Source organism: Amphritea atlantica, assembly GCF_900111095.1.
Lineage (GTDB): Bacteria > Pseudomonadota > Gammaproteobacteria > Pseudomonadales > Balneatricaceae > Amphritea > Amphritea atlantica.
Window position 1 is genome coordinate 34,118 of sequence record NZ_FOGB01000006.1, and the last position, 18,526, is coordinate 52,643.

Here is an 18,526-nt window from a genome sequence, read left to right on the forward strand (position 1 = left end):
GAGCAACGAGCAACGAGCAACGAGCAACGAGCAACGTCTTTTTCTGGCAAGGAAAGCGAAGCTTTCCGTCTGGCCACTAACAGGCGCGAAGCGCCGTTCTAGCGGCTTAATATAGCGTTCTGTTGCATATATCGTTCTACAGTGTCGACTACTGCCTGAGTCTGGCTATCGACCTCGAGATTGATCCTGTCTCCGACAGATGCTGTACCAAAAGTGGTGACAGTGAGTGTTTCCGGTATCAGGTAAACGTTAAACCGGTTGCCCTGAACCTCTCCAATCGTCAGGCTGCAACCATTCAGGGCGACAAAGCCTTTCGGCAAAATGTATTTCATCAGTTCAGAATTACCTTCAAACCAGACAATCCGGTTGTCTTCGGGTTGTTCAATCTGGCTGATGGTTGCCTGTCCATGGATATGGCCGGAGAGCATATGTCCACCAATCTCGTCACCGATTCTGGCGGCGCGTTCAAAGTTTACCTTATCACCGGGTTTCAGCTCTCCCAGATTAGTGACTCTGAGCGTTTCCATAATCAGGTCAAAGCTGATCTGGTTTGCTCTGAATCCGGTGATCGTCAGACAGGTGCCATTGATGGCAATACTGGCACCGGTTTGAAGGTGTTCGCAGTGCTGCTGGGGAAACTCCAGCGTCAGCTGCATGAACTGATCTTTCATTAAAGTCGTAATAACCGTTGCGGTACCCTGAACAATTCCGGTGAACATAATTATTTCCTGTTAAATTTTCACTGGTCTATGTTTATAAAGAGAGACAGCCTGGTTTGCAATATCAGGGTAGGGGCTAATGTCCTCTGTTTCTTGGCACTCTTTCTAAGGAGATCTATATGAAGGTTCTGATCAGCGGTGCTACCGGCTTTATTGGGCGCCACCTTATTCCCCGGTTATTGGATTACGATCATGAGCCAGTGGTTCTTACCCGCTCTGAAGCCAAAGCCAGGGATCTGTTTGGGGCTTCTGTCAGAGTAATTACCAGTCTTGATCAGATTAACAGTGATGAGCAGATCGATGGCATCATCAATCTGGCTGGAGAGGGGATCGCCGATAAGCGCTGGAATGAGGCCCGCAAACAGGCATTAGTGGACAGCCGGATCAGCATTACTGCAGATCTGGTCTCACTGATTATGCGGCTGGAACACAACCCGGAAGTGATGATCAGTGGTTCGGCAATTGGCTATTATGGTTGCCGGACAGATGATCTGCAGCTACCTGAACGAGGGGAGGTGGTTGATGATTTTACCCATCAGCTGTGTCAGCGGTGGGAAAGTGAAGCGCTTAAGGCTCAGACCATGGGGGTGCGGGTTTGTCTGATCAGAACCGGGGTGGTATTGGGGCATGGCGGTGCGTTGGCAAAAATGTTGCCTGCTTTCAAACTCGGTTTGGGTGGTCCGGTTGCCAGAGGGGATCAGTGGATGTCATGGATCCATATGGACGACGAGGTAGAGATCATCTGTATGATGCTGACCCATAATAGTTTTCATGGCGCCTATAATCTCACCGCACCTGAAGCAGCGACCAATGCAACCTTCAGTCAGACGCTGGCGAGTGTTTTATCCCGGCCATGCTGGTTCAGAGTGCCTGCCGTGATGCTTGATCTGATGCTGGGTGAGGGCAGTGATCTGCTGGTTAAAGGGCAAAATGTTTACCCCGAACGGCTGTTAAAGGCGGGCTATAAGTTTGCCTATCCTGATCTGGATACTGCGCTGGCCCAGGTGCTGGAGCCTGCAGACTAATCAGGATTAACTCGCCGCTTATCAGCAAAACGGTGCGGTTTCAGCGCTGCCGCTTGCGTAGCTGACTCTCTCTGATATGTCTGAGAGCCTGTGCCAGAAGGTCGCCGGACCACTGGCCTGTTTCAGCACCGCTGATGTAGCTTTCCATATCGATCAGTAGCAACTCCAGGGTTTTACTGTTGTTGATCTCACTCAGATGGAGACTGTCTGTAAACTGGCTGTTTGGCCAGAACAGTCGGGCCCAATCCAGTATCAATAACCGGGCTTCGAGGGGAATATCCCGGTCACAGGCCTGAATCGCTTTATCAAACGCGTTCTGCTCATCGTCTTGTGGTTTTGCCTGGGAAGCGCCGGCTTCAGCCATTGGTTGCTGCGACAATGAGTTGGGGAGAGGATTTTTGTCCGCTGAGCTGATATCAAAGTCACCGATATCAAACTTCTTGCGCCGCTGTGCAGAATAGCTATAGAGCCAGCCCAGTGAGGAGATAATGGTAATCGCGGTCAGCAGCCAGACCAGTATGCGTATACTGCTGTAATCCGGCTTATCCTCTGAGGGGATGTTTGGCGCGACCATTGCCGATTTTTCGGCAACCGCCTCTACTGCCGGGGGCGTGGCTGGCGCAGGTGAGGGGGGGGCAACTCTCAGAATCACCTGGGCTAAGCGGACTTTCTCACTCTGGTCCTGATTGATGTTCCACCAGGGAATAATTATCTCCGGCAGGGTGACCTCACCCCGCTCTGCAGGGGTGATACGCAGCGTCTCTGTACGGCTGCTGACAACCCCTTTGGCAGTGAGTTTCTGCTCCAGGCTGACATCTTCTACGTTGATGCGGGCCAGTTCATTACGCAGAGGCATCAGGGCGGGTAACTGTTCAGCCATCAATCCCTCGGCACTGATTCTGAGGGTGCGTAGCTGGCTTTCACCCAGTACCAGGTTGTTATCCGCTTCAGTAAGGTCTTCCAGAGTAATTTTGCTGGCTGGCAGCCAGTAGCCGCGTATCGTTTGAGAAACTCTGGGTAATACATCGATGGAGATCGGATCAGTGGTCAGCTCCGGTGTTCCGGGACCGGCACTGAAGTGGGCCGCGGGTATTGTTAATGGACCGGTTTGGTCTGGAAAAATGGCATAGCTCTGTTCTGTTACCTGATAGGTCTGCCCCTTCATCTGGCGGCTATACTGCTGTTTATCACCGAGAGGAACTGTTTTGGTGCCGGGGATGGTCAGCTCAGACAATGTTGACATCGGCGGCAGCTCTTCCAGATGGAACAGTCTGACGCTATACAGAAGCTGGCTGCCCTGATAAACCTCATAACTGTCAACTGAGCTTTCAAGAAATGAATCGCTGCTGATCAGTGCCGCCGCACCGGCAACCCCTTCCACGGTGATCAGTTGTGGTTGACTGTATTCATTATTCAACTGCAACGCCGGAATCTGCAGATCACCTGCCCGGCGAGGCCGCAGCAGAATTTTCCAGCGAGTGATATTTTGGTTAGCACCGTTAGCATAGCTGGAGACAGTCATCTGTTTGCTGCCCAGAAAGTGAAAATCTTTTGTCAGAGGCGAAAAGTCCGGGCGGCTTGAGGTACGCTGATCGATCTCAACCGTTAGCTGAATGGTTTCACCCTCAGTGATAGAAAAGCGATCAGGAAAAACATTGAGCTGTGCCCAGACTGGTGAGGAGGCCAGTATGATCAAACCAGTGATGAGAGAACGGGTAAGGTGGAACATCTGCGACATAAGTAAGTTAATCTCCGGTGACTGTCCGGCTCCAGAAGGCTTGTTAATACAGTCCGTGTTCATGGTCATCTTGTTAACGCTGCCCGCTGGGCGGCTGTCGCACCACCGCTGCAGCCGTAGTAGCATAACTGAAAAATGCTGCAAAAGGATAACTTTTAGAGAGATAAACCGGAGTCTTTGAGTTAGCCGCATGACTCGATTGTTGTGACCTTTTGCTGAACCGACAGAGGGAGGGACTACGCGGATATGCTGGCAGCCTGCCTGCAGCGGCAGTAGAATAACGCAGGAAGCCATATATCCTCTTTAAGAAACACTTATGCAACAGATCATTGTCGATATACACTTAACTCAGGAGCAGTATCTGGCTCATTACACATCTCAGGCAAGGGATGTTGTGGCCACCAGTCGTGATGGCCGGCGGGTCAGATTTCCATCTTCATTGCTGCAACCCTATCTGTTGCATAACGGAATTCAGGGGAGTTTTCGTATCTCATATACTGATGCGGGAAAATTCAGTAGCATCGAACGGCTCTGATTTTTTTACAGCGCCGACGGCTTTGCATATAATGCCCGCACTTTAATTTGACTTGTGGTATCCCATGCTCTATCAAGCTGCCCGATCTTTGTTGTTTAAACTGGATCCTGAAACGGCCCATGACCTGTCACTGAACAGCCTTAACCTGATGGCCAGTATTGGATTGAACTCACTGTTTCGCTTTAAAACGATCAGTCAGCCCGTAGAGGTGATGGGGATTAAGTTCCCGAATCCGGTAGGCCTGGCTGCGGGACTGGACAAAAACGGCATTGCTATCGATGGTATGGCGTCACTGGGATTCGGTTTTGTTGAAGTGGGGACGGTTACACCCAGACCGCAGCCGGGCAATCCTCAGCCGCGTCTGTTCCGGATTCCTGAACGTCAGGCGATTATCAACCGTATGGGGTTTAATAATCAGGGTGTTGATACACTGCTGAAAAATATTGAAAAGAGCCGTTTTGATGGCATTCTGGGCATCAATATCGGTAAAAACTTCGATACCCCGGTGGAACAGGCGACGGATGACTACCTGATCTGCATGCGCAAAGTGTATGACAGGGCAAGCTATATCACAGTGAACGTTTCCTCTCCCAATACTCCCGGGCTTCGGACATTACAGTTTGGCGACACCCTGAATGAACTGTTGGCGGCACTTAAGACCGAACAGGCCAATCTGGCCCGCTTGCATGGTAAGTATGTCCCGATAGCGGTTAAGATCGCCCCCGATATGAGTGAAGAGGAATTCGCTCTGGTCGCTGCATCGCTCAAGTCCTATGAGATCGATGGTGTGATTGCCACTAACACCACCCTTTCCCGTGCCGGTGTTGAGGAGTTTCCGGTGTCACAGGAAGCCGGAGGGCTGAGTGGTGTACCAGTGCGTAATGCTGCCACTAAGGCTATTCGTATTCTGGCCCGTGAACTGGACGGTGCTTTGCCGATTATCGGTGTGGGCGGAATTACCAATGGCTTTGATGCGGCAGAAAAGATTGAGGCTGGGGCTTCACTGGTTCAGGTGTATACCGGCTTTATCTATCGCGGTCCTGAATTGATTTCTGAGTCTGTAAAAGCGATTGCAGAGCTTGAAAGGAAAGCCTGATAAGCAACCCATGACAGAGATATCTGATGTTTAGATGTCCGTTGCTTAGGTGAGAGTGACTAAGGCCTGAACGGCCAACTATAAGAAAGGCTCCCAAGGGAGCCTTTCCTGTTTATGTTCTTTCCACAATTATTGTTTTCAGTGGTTCGGTTAATGCAAAGATGGATTAATGTTTATAGCCGAGACACCCGACTGACCATTCCAATGTGCTTCACGACCTTCACGCCATCCACTCATCCAGTGGGTTCTGAGGTCTCCGATTGTGACTGGACACTCGTCTTTAGATTTACCTACGAGTCCGGCGGTAAAGCCGCGGTTGAAAAGTACTGAAGAACGATCACGTTTTTGTCTCTTCATAAAAGACGCCTCTATTTAGTTCTTAATATTTTCAGGCAGACTACTGATACCAGGGCCATTGGTGCGAAACACAGCTACAAGACAAACTCATAACATTTTCGACTTCCCTGGCGTCTCAGTAATCCGGTTTACTGTGACTCAATTGCTCCTGTGGTTTGTGTGTTAACTGTTTACATTGTGAACTTCACAGAAATCCACAATGGCGCAAACGCAATCGGGTGTGTAATTAAAAAAAAGTATCAGGAATCGTTTTTTAATAAAAATGTCATAGAAGCATCTGCAAAAAGATCATTACTTCAATAGCTTGCACAGGGGTTTTGAAACAGCGACACCTCAATGAAAAAAATTCACTTTACTGTAGTTTTCTTTGAATTTGCATCTTAGTCATTGGTCTTAAAAGCGTTTGCCGTTAATATGCCCGTTCTTAAATGAGGTATTCCCTGAGTATGAAATTCTTTGCTACCTGCCCAAAAGGGCTGGAGCCTGTTCTGTTTGATGAACTTCAGGCCCTGAATGTTGACGCGCCGAAACAAACCCTGGCGGGGGTCTACTTTTCCGGCGGACTTGAAGCCGCCTATCGTGCCTGTTTATGGTCGCGGGTAGCTAACCGTATTCTGCTTGAGTTACACCGCTGTCCTGCGGAAACGGCCGAGCAGTTATATCAGGGTGTGCAACAGCTTAAATGGCTTGAGCATATGCGTCCGGAAGGCACGCTGACAATCGACTTTACCGGGCAGTCTGAAGGGATTAATCACAGTCGCTTTGGGGCACAGAAAGTTAAAGATGCCATTGTTGATCAGATCCGCGATGAAACTGGACGGCGCCCCTCTGTCGACCGGATGAAACCGGACCTGAGAGTCAATGTTCATCTGCAGCGGGGCGAAGCAACCATTGCGGTTGATATTTCCGGTGACAGCCTTCATCGCCGGGGATACCGTCTGCAATCCGGTTCGGCACCGATGAAAGAAAACCTGGCTGCTGCGTTGCTATACCGCTGTGGCTGGCCGGAAAAAGCGGCTCAGGGGCAAGCGTTGCTGGACCCGATGTGTGGTTCCGGAACCCTGCTTATCGAAGGGGTGCTGATGGCGGCTGATATCGCCCCGGGGCTGCTGCGCCGGGATTACGGTTTTACTTACTGGACACAGCATAACAGCAAGTTATGGAAATCACTGCTTGAAGAGGCACAACAGCGCCGGGAGGCGGGGCTGAAAGTTGTCAGCAGTCGCTTCGAAGGCTTTGATGCCGATGCCAAAGTACTCAATATCGCCCGGGATAATGCCCGCAGAGCTGGTGTTGAGAGGCTGATTCATTTTGAACGCAGAGAGTTGTCGCGCCTGTCCCTCCCAGCGACCGATGCTCAGGGGCTGGTGGTGACTAATCCGCCCTATGGCGAGCGTCTTGGGGATGAGCCAACGCTGTTCTTTCTGTATCAGCATCTGGGGGAGCGCCTTAAAGCGGAATTTGCTGGCTGGCAGGCGGCGGTGTTCACCGGTAATCCGGAACTCTGCCGGATGATGAAGCTGGCAGCGGATAAAACCTATAAATTATATAACGGAGCGATTCCCAGTCAGCTGCAGATCTTCAATATCCGGGCCCGGCAAGCAGCTGAAATACAAGCATCTGAGTGCCTGGAGACGCGCGAGCCTGATAGCAGTGAACCAGCAGTGACAGACGCGGCGCCGGTTGAGCTGAGTGATGGCGCTCAGATGCTGGCTAACCGGTTGAGAAAAAACCTCAAGCAGTTGGGTAAATGGGCGAAGCGACAGGAGATAACCTGCTACCGTTTATATGATGCTGATCTGCCGGAATATTCCGCTGCCATTGATATCTACGATGACTGGGTGCATGTGCAGGAATACCAGGCACCGAAAAGTGTCGATGTGGTGAAAGCGTTTGCCCGTCTGCAGGAGATTGTCGCTGTGCTGCCATCAGTGCTGGGAGTGCCGGCTGCTCATGTAATTCTGAAGCAGCGCCGCCGTCAGCAGGGCAGCAGTCAGTATGAAAAACAGGATCAGACCGCGCACTTTATCGATATCACAGAGGGTGGCTGCCGGATTCTGGTTAATCTGGAAGACTATCTCGATACCGGTCTGTTTCTTGATCACCGTCCGGTGCGCATGCAGATTCAACAGGAAGCGAAAGGAAAGGATTTTCTTAATCTGTTCTGCTATACCGCGACGGCATCACTTCACGCTGCTCAGGGTGGCGCCCGTTCCACCACCAGTGTTGATATGTCGGCAACCTACCTGAACTGGGCGAAGAAAAACTTTGCTTTAAACGGCTTCTCAGAAGCGCGTAACCATTTTATTCAGGAGGACTGTATCAGGTGGTTAAAGGCGCAGAAGGGGGAGGGCTATGACCTGATCTTTCTTGATCCGCCGACATTCTCTAATTCAAAACGGATGCACGATGTGCTGGATGTGCAGCGGGACCATGTTGAGCTGATCAGTCTGGCAATGGCATTGTTGCGCCCAGAGGGTAAGCTGATCTTTTCCAATAACTACCGCCGCTTTAAAATTGATCCGCAACTGGCAGAGCGTTATCGGGTGGTGGATATTACCCGCAAATCGATCGATCTTGATTTTAAGCGCAGTAGTAAGATTCATCAGTGTTTTGAAATTTCAGCGCTGTGATGCAATCAGTGGCGAGAGATTAACAGCCAGACATCGATTAAAACCACCGGGAGGTGGTTTTTTTTGGTGCGGATATTTTGCGTTCAAATGGTGCGAGTTTGTGTGTTGGCACATTATCTGCTTATAAAAATGCACATTTCTGGAGCAATAGTGAGCGGATTTCGTTGATCTCTCGATATATGGTTGATAGAGATGATTAGCGACATGTTCTGATTGTTCGAATAATTAATAAACGCACCATAAATGTGCCTATGATTAAGAATTGGCATTAAAAGAGTGCGTTATTTCGCAGGAGGTCTTCGTGGAAAGTGTTAATAGTGCCGTAGAAACACTGGTTCAGAGTTCAAATACGCTGTTTATTCTGATGGGCGCCATCATGGTGTTTGCCATGCATGCTGGCTTTGCCTTTCTTGAAGTGGGTACCGTGCGTCAGAAAAACCAGGTGAATGCGCTGGTTAAAATTATGACCGACTTTGGCTTTTCCGCAGTCGCCTATTTTTTTATAGGTTATTGGGTTGCATACGATGTGACCTTCTTTCAGGATGCACAGACCCTGGCCCAGGGGAATGGTTATGAGCTGGTAAAGTTCTTTTTCCTGATGACCTTTGCGGCGGCGATTCCGGCAATTGTCTCCGGTGGTATTGCGGAGCGGGCACAATTCTGGCCTTTCCTGATTGCATCCTCGCTGATTGTGGCTTTTGTCTATCCGTTTTTTGAAGGCATCATCTGGAATGGTAATTACGGTATTCAGGACTGGATGGAGGCCACCTTTGGTGCTGCGTTCCATGACTTTGCCGGCTCTGTTGTGGTGCATGGTGTTGGGGGCTGGCTGGGATTGGTGGCGGTCATTATGCTGGGCATCCGTAAAGGGCGGTACAGAAGCGGCAAGCTGGTGGCTTTTCCTCCCTCTAACATCCCTTTTCTGGCGCTGGGGGCATGGATTCTTTGTATTGGCTGGTTTGGATTTAATGTGATGTCAGCCCAGACTCTGGATGGAATCTCCGGTCTGGTGGCGGTTAATAGTTTGATGGCGATGGTCGGCGGTATCATTGTTTCTCTGTTACTGGGTAAAAATGACCCTGGTTTTATTCATAACGGTCCTCTGGCGGGTCTGGTAGCGATCTGTGCCGGTTCAGATATTGTGCATCCCATTGGGGCGCTAATGATCGGTGGAATCGCCGGCGCACTGTTTGTCTGGATGTTTACCGTGGTGCAGAACCGTTGGAAGATTGATGATGTGCTGGGGGTGTGGCCACTGCACGGTCTCTGTGGTGCCTGGGGCGGTATTGCGGCAGGCATCTTTGGTTCGGTCTCGCTGGGCGGGTTGGGCGGTATCAGTCTCACTACACAGGTGGTAGGCACTCTGTTAGGGATTGCTATTGCCGTGGTCGGTGGTGTGATTGTTTACGGTGCGATTAAAGTTGTGATGGGGCTTCGGCTGGATGAAGAGCAGGAGTTTAACGGTGCAGACCTGTCGATTCACAATATTGAATCCGTATCTGTCGATTGAGTCTTCAGTCTGATTCGGGTCCTGCAGGCTGACGGCTCCACATCAGTGGTCTGTCGATCTGATCAGGGGGTTAATGCAATGCAGCGGTGGCATTCTGGGGAATGCCACCGCTGCTTTTTTTATATCCTGGAAACTGAAGAATTGAGCTCATGTCTGCAGTGTATTCTGATTCTCAGGACAATCAGACCTGCCAGTACCAGTAGTGTGCCGCTGACAAAGCCCAGAGGGTTTTCTACCAGGGTATAGCAGGTTACGCCGCCAGCCAGGTAGGCAAAGGGCAGGCTCTCATACAGCCACTCCGGGGCATAACCTTCGACATTGCCTCGGGATATCTGGCTGAGAAGGAGGCGGTGTTCCCGACGGTCCCGGCGACGGTAGTTTGAACGCATAACCCAGATTACACTACCGCAGAGGTAGAGTAGCAGTGCTGCAATTAGCATTGCCGGGCTTTGGTGATATCCAATTGCCAGAAGTGAGCATATGGCAAAGTAGAGATAGGGCAAACTTTCGTAAACAGGGGTGGGAAGCCGCATAGTCATCGCCTTTTGCAGATTGCTGTTTAAATCCCCCTACCCATGTATGGATATTAGTATGAAGTTAAACGTATTGACTAGTTTGCTGCATGAAAAAAATTCAACAATGCTGCTAGTTTTATGAATTGAGTGTGTATCGGGCAAAAAAAAGCCGCTTCAGAAAGCGGCTTTTTGGTTTTTTGTTCTGGGGGTTACTTGCTAGGGTAATCCCGCTTGGCAGGTCCGGTATAGAGCTGACGTGGTCGTCCGATCTTGTTCGGGCTGCTGTGGAATTCGCTCCAGTGCGAGATCCAGCCGATAGTACGCGACAGGGCGAATATTACCGTGAACATGTTAGTTGGGATGCCTACCGCTTTCAGGATGATGCCTGAATAGAAGTCTACATTCGGGTAGAGCTTGCGCTCTACGAAGTAATCATCTTCCAGGGCGATCTGCTCAAGCCGCTTAGCGATCTTCAACAGAGGATCGTTTTCAATGCCCAGCTCGGCCAGAACCTCATCACAGGTTTGTTTCATAACCTTAGCCCGCGGGTCAAAGTTACGGTAAACACGGTGACCGAAGCCCATCAGACGGAAGGAGTCATCCGGATCTTTGGCGCGCTTGATGAACTCTTCGATATTGGACTCATCACCAATCTCATTGAGCATTGTCAGAACTGCTTCGTTGGCGCCGCCGTGAGCAGGCCCCCAAAGGGCGGCGATGCCGGAGGCGATACAGGCAAATGGGTTGGCGCCAGATGAGCCGGCCAGACGTACGGTAGAGGTCGATGCATTCTGCTCATGGTCGGCATGCAGCAGGAAGATCTTATCCATCGCTTTAGCCAGCACGGGATTGGTTACATAGTCCTGGCATGGATTGCCAAACATCATCTGCAGGAAGTTGTCTGCATAATCCAGATCGTTACGTGGATACTGGAATGGCTGACCGATGCTGTATTTGTAACACATCGCAGCGATAGTAGGCATTTTAGCGATAAGGCGGTATGCGCAGACTTCACGGTGGTGGGCATCGTCGATGTCCAGAGAGTCGTGGTAGAACGCTGACAGTGCACCGACAACACCGACCATGATTGCCATCGGGTGAGCGTCGCGGCGGAAGCCGTTAAAGAAATGCAGCATCTGTTCGTGAACCATGGTGTGGTTCTTAACGGTGGCAACAAATGTTGCTTTCTGCTCAGGTGTCGGCAGTTCGCCGTTCAGCAGCAGGTAACATACTTCCAGGTAGTCAGATTTTTCTGCCAGTTGCTCAATGGGATAACCGCCATGCAGCAGGACACCGTTGCCGCCATCTATATAGGTAATGGCAGAGTCACAAGCTGCAGTAGAAACGAAGCCCGGATCATATGTGAACAGGCCTTTACTTGTCAGAGCGCGTACATCTATAACATCAGGTCCCATTGTTCCGGAATACACCGGCAGTTCAAAAACCTCGTCGATACCGTCGACTGTTAAGCGTGCTTTCTTGTCAGCCATTATAGGCTCCTATCATTTCTGTTTAATCTGAATGACTTTATAAATTGTTGAAGGGTGATCTGTCGCTACAGCAGGGTTTGCAGTTAAACCTGTCAGCACTCGCAGCCCTTTATCTCAGTCACAATATATGAGTTTTAGCTCGAAATAGGACCCTGACACTATAGAGCGTTGAATACGTTTGTCAATTCAAACGAGCCAGGTTTTACTGCAATGCAGCAAAGGTATTATATGCTTAAGAACAGGTTTATCAGGAAACTGAAATAAGCTGAATAATCATTTAGTTGTAGGTAGTTCAGACAGGGTGTCAGATAAAAAAAACACTAGACAATAGACTTAGATTCGGTGTTGATTAATTGTATTGCGACAATTTGCTGGTATACTCCGTCTCCAGCTTGCATTCCTCATTTCGGGATGGGGTGCGGGCGCTGGACCGAGGTGCTTATCTTTGTCTTTGTACACTACCTTCAACAACCTAGCCCTGCAATCGGGCTTAACATAAGTGTGAACAAGAGCCGTGAACGAGAAAAGACCCGTAAACTTAGATCTACGAACTATTAAACAGCCACTTCCGGCTATCACTTCCATACTGCACCGTGTGACGGGGCTTGCGCTGTTTTTTGGCGCGTTCTTTATGCTGTATGCACTTGGAATGTCTCTTGAGTCTGAGCAGGGCTTTGAAGCTGCTGCGCAGATGCTGACGGAGAGCTTCTTCGCGAGGCTGATCGCATGGGGACTGGTTTCAGCGTTGCTGTATCATTTCTTTGCCGGCATCAAACACCTGGTGATGGATTTTGGTCATTGTGAAGAGTTGGAAAGCGGTAAGATGGCTGCCAAGGTTACCCTGGTTGTCTCTGCTGTTTCTATTCTGCTGGCAGGAGTATGGATATGGTAACTTCAATTACAAGTTTTGGCCGCAGTGGGCTGTATGACTGGATGATCCAGCGTGTAACTGCTGTTGTGCTGCTTGCTTTTACAGTCTTTATGATTGGGTATATGTTGTTTAATCCGGATCTGGATTATCAGCAGTGGAAAGAACTATTCGAATGCACCTCTATGCGTATCTTTACACTGATGGCTCTGCTGTCAATGGCGGCACACGCATGGATCGGAATGTGGTCAATCTCAACTGACTACATTAAGCCAACAGGCATTCGCTTCTTGTTCCAGTCAGCTTGTGGTCTTCTGACGTTTATCTACGTCGTTTGGGGCATTCAGATTCTGTGGGGAGTGTAAAATGAGCAGCAAGCTACGTACGCTGACTTTTGATGGTATTGTTATTGGTGGTGGCGGCGCAGGTATGCGTGCGGCACTGCAACTGGCCCAGGGCGGCCTGAATACCGCATGTATTACTAAAGTATTTCCAACCCGTTCGCACACTGTATCAGCCCAGGGTGGTATTACCTGCGCGATTGCCAGTGCTGATCCGAACGATGACTGGCGCTGGCACATGTACGATACCGTTAAGGGTTCCGACTATATCGGTGACCAGGACGCTATCGAATACATGTGCTCTGTAGGTCCTCAGGCGGTATTTGAGCTGGACCACATGGGTCTGCCTTTCTCCCGTACTGAAGAGGGGCGTATCTATCAGCGTCCTTTCGGTGGTCAGTCTAAAAACTTCGGTGAGGGTGGTCAGGCTGCCCGTACCTGTGCTGCAGCTGACCGTACCGGTCATGCATTGCTGCACACGCTGTATCAGGCGAATATGAAAGCCGGTACAACATTCCTCAACGAATGGTATGCAGTTGATCTGGTTAAGAATGGTGATGGTGCTGTTGTCGGTGTTATCGCGATCTGTATCGAAACTGGTGAAACTGTTTATGTAAAAGCTAAGGCAACTGTGCTGGCGACCGGCGGTGCCGGACGTATCTTCCAGTCGACCACTAACGCTCTGATCAATACCGGTGACGGTATGGGTATGTCTCTGCGTGCAGGTGTTCCTGCTCAGGATATGGAGATGTGGCAGTTCCACCCAACCGGTATTGCCGGTGCCGGTGTGCTGGTGACTGAAGGTTGTCGTGGTGAAGGTGGTTATCTGGTCAATAAGGATGGCGAGCGTTTCATGGAACGTTATGCGCCGAACGCTAAAGACCTGGCTGGCCGTGACGTTGTTGCCCGTTCTATGGTGCTGGAGATTCTGGCAGGCCGTGGTTGTGGCGAGAATGGCGACCACGTATACCTGAAGCTGGATCATCTGGGTGAGGAAGTGTTGCACTCCCGTCTGCCTGGTATCTGTGAACTGTCTAAGACGTTCGCCCATGCCGATCCGGTAAAAGAGCCTGTCCCTGTTGTTCCAACCTGTCACTACCAGATGGGTGGCGTTGCCACTAATGTTGGTGGTCAGGCGATTGGTCGCGATGCGGATGGTAATGATCAGATTATTGAAGGTCTGTTTGCCTGTGGTGAAGTGGCTTGTGTATCTGTTCACGGTGCGAACCGTCTGGGTGGTAACTCTCTGCTTGATCTGGTTGTATTTGGTCGTGCAGCGGGTATTCAGATTGAGAAGCAGATGGCAGCTGGTTACTCCGCTGATGATGCTACTGAAGCAGATATCGAGCGCGCTATGGCTCGTCTGAACCGTCTGAACAACTCCACCGGTGGTGAGAGTGTATCTGAGGTTCGTGCTGAACTGCAGAAGACTATGCAGCTTTACTTTGGTGTATTCCGCGAAGGTGAAAGCATGGAGAAAGGTCTGGAGATGCTCAAAGACATCCGCAAACGGGTGGAAAATCTGCATCTGGAAGATAAGTCTCAGTCTTTCAATACGGCGCGTATCGAAGCGCTGGAGCTGGAAAACCTGATGGAAGTTGCAGAAGCAACGGCTATTGCAGCTCTGACCCGTACGGAAAGTCGCGGTGCGCATGCCCGTAATGACTTTACTGAGCGTGATGATGAAAACTGGTTGTGCCATTCACTGTTTGATCCGAAGACCAAAGAGATCACCAAGCGTGATGTTAACTTTGCTCCGAAAACAGTCGAAGCATTTCCACCAAAAGTTCGAACTTACTAAGGGGTTGTTACGATGCTGGTAAGTGTATATCGCTATAATCCTGAAATCGATGATGCACCTTACATGCAGGATATCCATATTGATATCCCGGGCGGTAAGGACATCATGGTGCTGGATCTGTTGCAACTGCTGAAAGATAAAGATCCGACGCTGGGTTACCGTCGTTCATGCCGTGAGGGTGTGTGTGGTTCTGATGGTATGAACATGAACGGTCTGAATGGTCTGGCCTGTATCACACCGCTGTCTGAAGTTGTCGAAAATGACAAGCTGGTGCTGCGTCCGCTGCCTGGTCTGCCGGTTATTCGCGACCTGGTTGTAGATATGTCTCAGTTCTACAAGCAGTACGAGAAGATCAAACCGTTCCTGATCAATGATACTCCGCCGCCGGCTATCGAGCGTCTGCAGTCGCCGGAAGAGCGGGCTGAGCTGGATGGTCTGTACGAGTGTATTCTCTGTGCCTGTTGTTCAACTGCCTGTCCGTCTTTCTGGTGGAATCCTGACAAGTTTATCGGTCCTTCCGGTTTGCTGCAGGCCTACCGGTTCCTGGCTGACAGTCGTGATACTGCAACAACTGAACGGCTGGCTGATCTTGATGATCCGTTCAGTGTGTTCCGTTGCCATGGCATCATGAACTGCGTCAACGTTTGCCCTAAGGGACTTAACCCGACCAAGGCAATTGGTAAGATCCGCAATATGTTGATTTCACAAGCAACCTGATTGCAAACTAAGCGGCTCCCATTGGGAGCCGCTTTTTTTTGACTTTTATCTGTGTGCCCGTCAGTGGTTATGGGGGTACTAGTCAAAAGACTTATATCTGTTTGTATGGAAACTTTTTAGAATTCCCTCTGCATTGATATATAAACTGCGCCTTAAAAAGCGTAGAATCACGTCCCGTAACCTGTACCTCTATCAGGCTATATACGTGAAATATTATAAACGGTAACTAAACAGGGGACGGCCGGAACAGGCCAGTTGGACAGGACGTGGTGCATCCTGGACTTCGATAGTACCCCTGAGCCAGGGTGATCAAGAATGCAAGAAGGCATAATGGAGCTGATGTGGAAGAATGCCCATCTATATGGTGGCAACCTGTCTTACATTGAGCAGCTATATGAATCCTATCTGATGGACCCCAACGCGATTCCTCAGGAATGGCGTGAAGAATTCGATCGACTCCCTAAAGTCGGCGACAACCTGAGCCAGGATGTTCCTCATTCAACGGTTCAGGATCATTTCCTGTATCTGGCTAAAAATCAGCGTCGTGCAGCGCCTGCTGCTGGCGGTGGTCAGAGTTCTGAGCATGAAAAGAAACAGATTCGTGTTTTGCGGATGATTAATGCGTATCGCGTTCGTGGCCATCAGGCAGCGAATATCGATCCGTTGAATCTTATGCAGCGTGAGCCTGTGCCGGATCTTGATCCTCGCTTTCATGAACTCTCTGAAGCTGACTTTGATACAACCTTCCAGTTAGGATCACTCTTCTTCGGTACTGAAGAGGCGACCCTGAAACAGATTATTGACGATCTCAAAAAGACTTACTGTACAACAGTGGGTGCTGAGTATATGCATATTGTCGATACTCAGGAAAAACGCTGGATTCAGTCTCGTCTGGAGCCTGTACGCTCGCATCCGGTTGTCGATGTTGAACGCAAAATGATGGTGCTTGAGCGGCTGACTGCGGCCGAAGGTCTGGAAAAGTATCTCGGATCTCGCTTCGCGGGCGCTAAACGCTTCGGTCTTGAAGGCGGTGAGTCACTGATTGTATCCCTGAATACGCTGATTCAGCGTGCGGGTAAACAGGGAGCCCGTGAGATTGTTATCGGTATGGCTCACCGGGGGCGCTTAAATACGCTGGTTAATATCTTCGGTAAGAATCCGGCCGAACTGTTCGGTGAGTTTGAAGGCAAGAAGACGCTGGAAACCTCCGGTGATGTGAAATACCACCAGGGCTTTTCGTCAAACGTTATGACTGGTGGTGGTGAAGTGCATCTGGCGATGGCGTTCAACCCATCGCACCTGGAGATCTCTGCGCCGGTAGTGGAGGGGTCAGTACGGGCCCGTCAGGATCGTCGTCAGGATCCGGTAGGCACGACCGTTCTTCCGGTTAACATCCACGGCGATCAGGCGTTTGCTGGTCAGGGTGTGGTGATGGAGACATTCCAGATGTCTCAGACCCGTGCTTATAAGACCGGTGGCACCATCCATATTGTGGTCAACAACCAGGTGGGTTTCACCACCAATAAACTGGAAGATTCCCGCAGCTCTGAATACTGTACCGATATCGCTAAGATGGTGCAGGCGCCTATCTTCCATGTGAATGGTGATGACCCGGAAGCGGTTCGCTTTGTAACTCAGCTGGCGGTTGATTACCGTACTGAGTTTAAGAAAGATGTCGTGATTGATCTGGTTTGTTATCGTCGCCGTGGCCATAACGAAGCGGACGAACCCTCTGGCACTCAGCCACTGATGTATAAGCAGATCAAGGTTCAGAAATCCACACGTGAACTCTATGCTCAGCAACTGATCGCCGAAGGCGTGATCACTGCAGAGCAGAGCAAGCAGCTGGAGCAGGACTACCGCAAAGATCTGGAAGATGGTAAGCACGTAACCCACTCTCTGGTGATGAAGCCCAATCAGGAACTGTTTGTCGACTGGGCTCCTTACCTGGGTCATGAGTGGTCATTTGATTGCGATACCCGTGTTGATCTTAAACTGTTGCAGGAGCTGGGCACTAAGATCTGTGAAGTCCCCGAAGGGTTCCAGGTGCAGCGTCAGGTTCAGAAAATTTACGATGACCGTAAGCGTATGGCTGTCGGCGCGATGGAACTGAACTGGGGGATGGCGGAGTCACTGGCCTATGCTTCAATTCTGGCTGAGGGATACCCGGTACGTCTGACCGGTCAGGATGTGGGGCGGGGGACATTCTCTCACCGTCATGCAGTGCTGCATGATCAGCGTAGTGGCAATGTCTTTGAGCCGCTTAAAAATATCGCCGCAGATCAGCCACGGCTGACGCTGCACGACTCATTCCTCTCAGAGGAAGCGGTGCTGGCATTTGAATATGGTTACTCCACCACTATGCCAAATGCATTGGTGATCTGGGAAGCTCAGTTTGGTGATTTTGCCAACGGTGCTCAGGTTGTGATTGACCAGTTTATTACCAGTGGTGAACACAAGTGGGCGCGCCTTTGCGGTCTGACTATGTTGCTGCCGCATGGTTTCGAAGGCCAGGGGCCTGAGCACTCCTCAGCTCGTCTGGAACGTTACCTGCAGCTGTGTGCGGAACACAATATTCAGGTCTGTGTGCCCACCACGCCAGCGCAGATTTTCCATCTGCTGCGACGTCAGATTGTCCGGCCTCTGCGTAAGCCTCTGGTGGTTATGACACCGAAAAGTCTGTTGCGTCACAAGCAGGCGGTCTCATCGCTTGAAGAGTTGTCTGACGGTGGTTTCCTGCCGGTTATTGGTGAAACAAATCAGTTGGATCCGAAGAAAGTCAAGCGTCTGGTGCTGTGTAGCGGCAAGGTCTATTACGATCTGTATAACCGTCGCGCTGAGCTGGAAAAAGACGATGTTGCCATTGTACGTATCGAGCAGTTGTATCCGTTCCCAGAACATCAGATGTTCGATGCGATCAAGGAATACACTAACCTGGAATCGGTCGTCTGGTGTCAGGAAGAGCCAATGAATCAGGGTGCATGGTACTGTTCTCAGCATCATATGCGCCATGCTCTGGCTCGCCACAATGACAAGATTCATATGGAAGGTGTGGGTCGTCCACACGCTGCAGCGCCTGCCGTAGGTTACATCTCTGTACACCTTGAGCAGCAGGAAAAACTGGTTAATGAAGCAATCAATGGCTAACAGGCCAGATAAAAGCGCCTGTTAGTAGCACTGA

General features: G+C 50.3%; 15 protein-coding genes. 10 read left to right on the plus strand and 5 right to left on the minus strand.

The window, feature by feature from the left end:
- Window positions 1-98: 98 nt before the first annotated feature.
- A complete protein-coding gene (locus tag BMY09_RS11220; RefSeq protein WP_091358023.1) occupies window positions 99-719 on the minus strand; it encodes a riboflavin synthase subunit alpha in 621 nt (206 codons plus the stop codon).
- Between the two features lie 119 nt (window positions 720-838).
- Here BMY09_RS11220 and BMY09_RS11225 point away from each other — a divergent pair, with 119 nt between their 5' ends.
- On the plus strand, window positions 839-1,744 hold the full coding sequence (locus BMY09_RS11225) for a TIGR01777 family oxidoreductase (RefSeq protein WP_091358026.1): 906 nt from the start codon (window positions 839-841) through the stop codon (window positions 1,742-1,744).
- A gap of 40 nt (window positions 1,745-1,784) precedes the next feature.
- Here the strand turns inward: BMY09_RS11225 and BMY09_RS11230 are convergent, their stop codons facing one another.
- Window positions 1,785-3,482: a BatD family protein gene (locus BMY09_RS11230; protein ID WP_175483518.1), complete on the minus strand. Its 1,698-nt coding sequence runs from the start codon at window positions 3,480-3,482 to the stop codon at window positions 1,785-1,787.
- Between the two features lie 316 nt (window positions 3,483-3,798).
- Here BMY09_RS11230 and BMY09_RS11235 point away from each other — a divergent pair, with 316 nt between their 5' ends.
- On the plus strand, window positions 3,799-4,017 hold the full coding sequence (locus BMY09_RS11235) for a DUF2835 domain-containing protein (RefSeq protein ID WP_091358031.1): 219 nt from the start codon (window positions 3,799-3,801) through the stop codon (window positions 4,015-4,017).
- 64 nt (window positions 4,018-4,081) lie between these two features.
- A complete protein-coding gene (locus BMY09_RS11240) occupies window positions 4,082-5,113 on the plus strand; it encodes a quinone-dependent dihydroorotate dehydrogenase (protein WP_091358034.1) in 1,032 nt (343 codons plus the stop codon).
- Between the two features lie 150 nt (window positions 5,114-5,263).
- On the opposite strand, the gene rmf is transcribed toward BMY09_RS11240, so the two are convergent.
- The gene (rmf, locus tag BMY09_RS11245) at window positions 5,264-5,470 is read right to left on the minus strand and encodes a ribosome modulation factor (RefSeq protein WP_091358036.1); all 207 of its coding nucleotides are present in this window, start codon (window positions 5,468-5,470) and stop codon (window positions 5,264-5,266) included.
- A 446-nt stretch (window positions 5,471-5,916) separates the two neighbouring features.
- On the opposite strand from rmf, the gene rlmKL reads away from it, so the two are divergent.
- Both rlmKL and BMY09_RS11255 read left to right on the plus strand, forming a co-directional pair.
- A complete protein-coding gene (rlmKL, locus tag BMY09_RS11250; protein WP_091358039.1) occupies window positions 5,917-8,103 on the plus strand; it encodes a bifunctional 23S rRNA (guanine(2069)-N(7))-methyltransferase RlmK/23S rRNA (guanine(2445)-N(2))-methyltransferase RlmL in 2,187 nt (728 codons plus the stop codon).
- A 301-nt stretch (window positions 8,104-8,404) separates the two neighbouring features.
- A complete protein-coding gene (locus tag BMY09_RS11255; protein WP_091358042.1) occupies window positions 8,405-9,613 on the plus strand; it encodes an ammonium transporter in 1,209 nt (402 codons plus the stop codon).
- Window positions 9,614-9,732: 119 nt separating this feature from the next.
- On the opposite strand, the gene BMY09_RS11260 is transcribed toward BMY09_RS11255, so the two are convergent.
- Both BMY09_RS11260 and gltA read right to left on the minus strand, forming a co-directional pair.
- Entirely contained in the window at window positions 9,733-10,146 is a 414-nt protein-coding gene (locus BMY09_RS11260; RefSeq protein WP_139203184.1) for a hypothetical protein, read from the minus strand.
- Window positions 10,147-10,337: 191 nt separating this feature from the next.
- Complete coding sequence (gene gltA, locus BMY09_RS11265; protein WP_091358049.1) at window positions 10,338-11,618, minus strand: citrate synthase; 1,281 nt, start codon at window positions 11,616-11,618, stop codon at window positions 10,338-10,340.
- A 514-nt stretch (window positions 11,619-12,132) separates the two neighbouring features.
- On the opposite strand from gltA, the gene sdhC reads away from it, so the two are divergent.
- The 5 genes from sdhC (at window position 12,133) to BMY09_RS11290 (ending at window position 18,492) form a co-directional block, all read left to right on the plus strand.
- Complete coding sequence (gene sdhC, locus BMY09_RS11270; RefSeq protein ID WP_091358052.1) at window positions 12,133-12,510, plus strand: succinate dehydrogenase, cytochrome b556 subunit; 378 nt, start codon at window positions 12,133-12,135, stop codon at window positions 12,508-12,510.
- On the plus strand, window positions 12,504-12,851 hold the full coding sequence (gene sdhD, locus BMY09_RS11275; protein ID WP_091358054.1) for a succinate dehydrogenase, hydrophobic membrane anchor protein: 348 nt from the start codon (window positions 12,504-12,506) through the stop codon (window positions 12,849-12,851). The genes sdhC and sdhD overlap by 7 nt, the downstream gene beginning before the upstream one ends.
- Before the next feature lies 1 nt (window position 12,852).
- On the plus strand, window positions 12,853-14,628 hold the full coding sequence (gene sdhA / locus BMY09_RS11280) for a succinate dehydrogenase flavoprotein subunit (protein ID WP_091358057.1): 1,776 nt from the start codon (window positions 12,853-12,855) through the stop codon (window positions 14,626-14,628).
- Window positions 14,629-14,640: 12 nt separating this feature from the next.
- Complete coding sequence (locus BMY09_RS11285) at window positions 14,641-15,345, plus strand: succinate dehydrogenase iron-sulfur subunit (protein ID WP_091358059.1); 705 nt, start codon at window positions 14,641-14,643, stop codon at window positions 15,343-15,345.
- A 315-nt stretch (window positions 15,346-15,660) separates the two neighbouring features.
- Window positions 15,661-18,492, plus strand: coding sequence for a 2-oxoglutarate dehydrogenase E1 component (locus BMY09_RS11290; protein WP_091358061.1), 2,832 nt, complete (start codon window positions 15,661-15,663; stop codon window positions 18,490-18,492).
- Window positions 18,493-18,526: the final 34 nt, after the last annotated feature.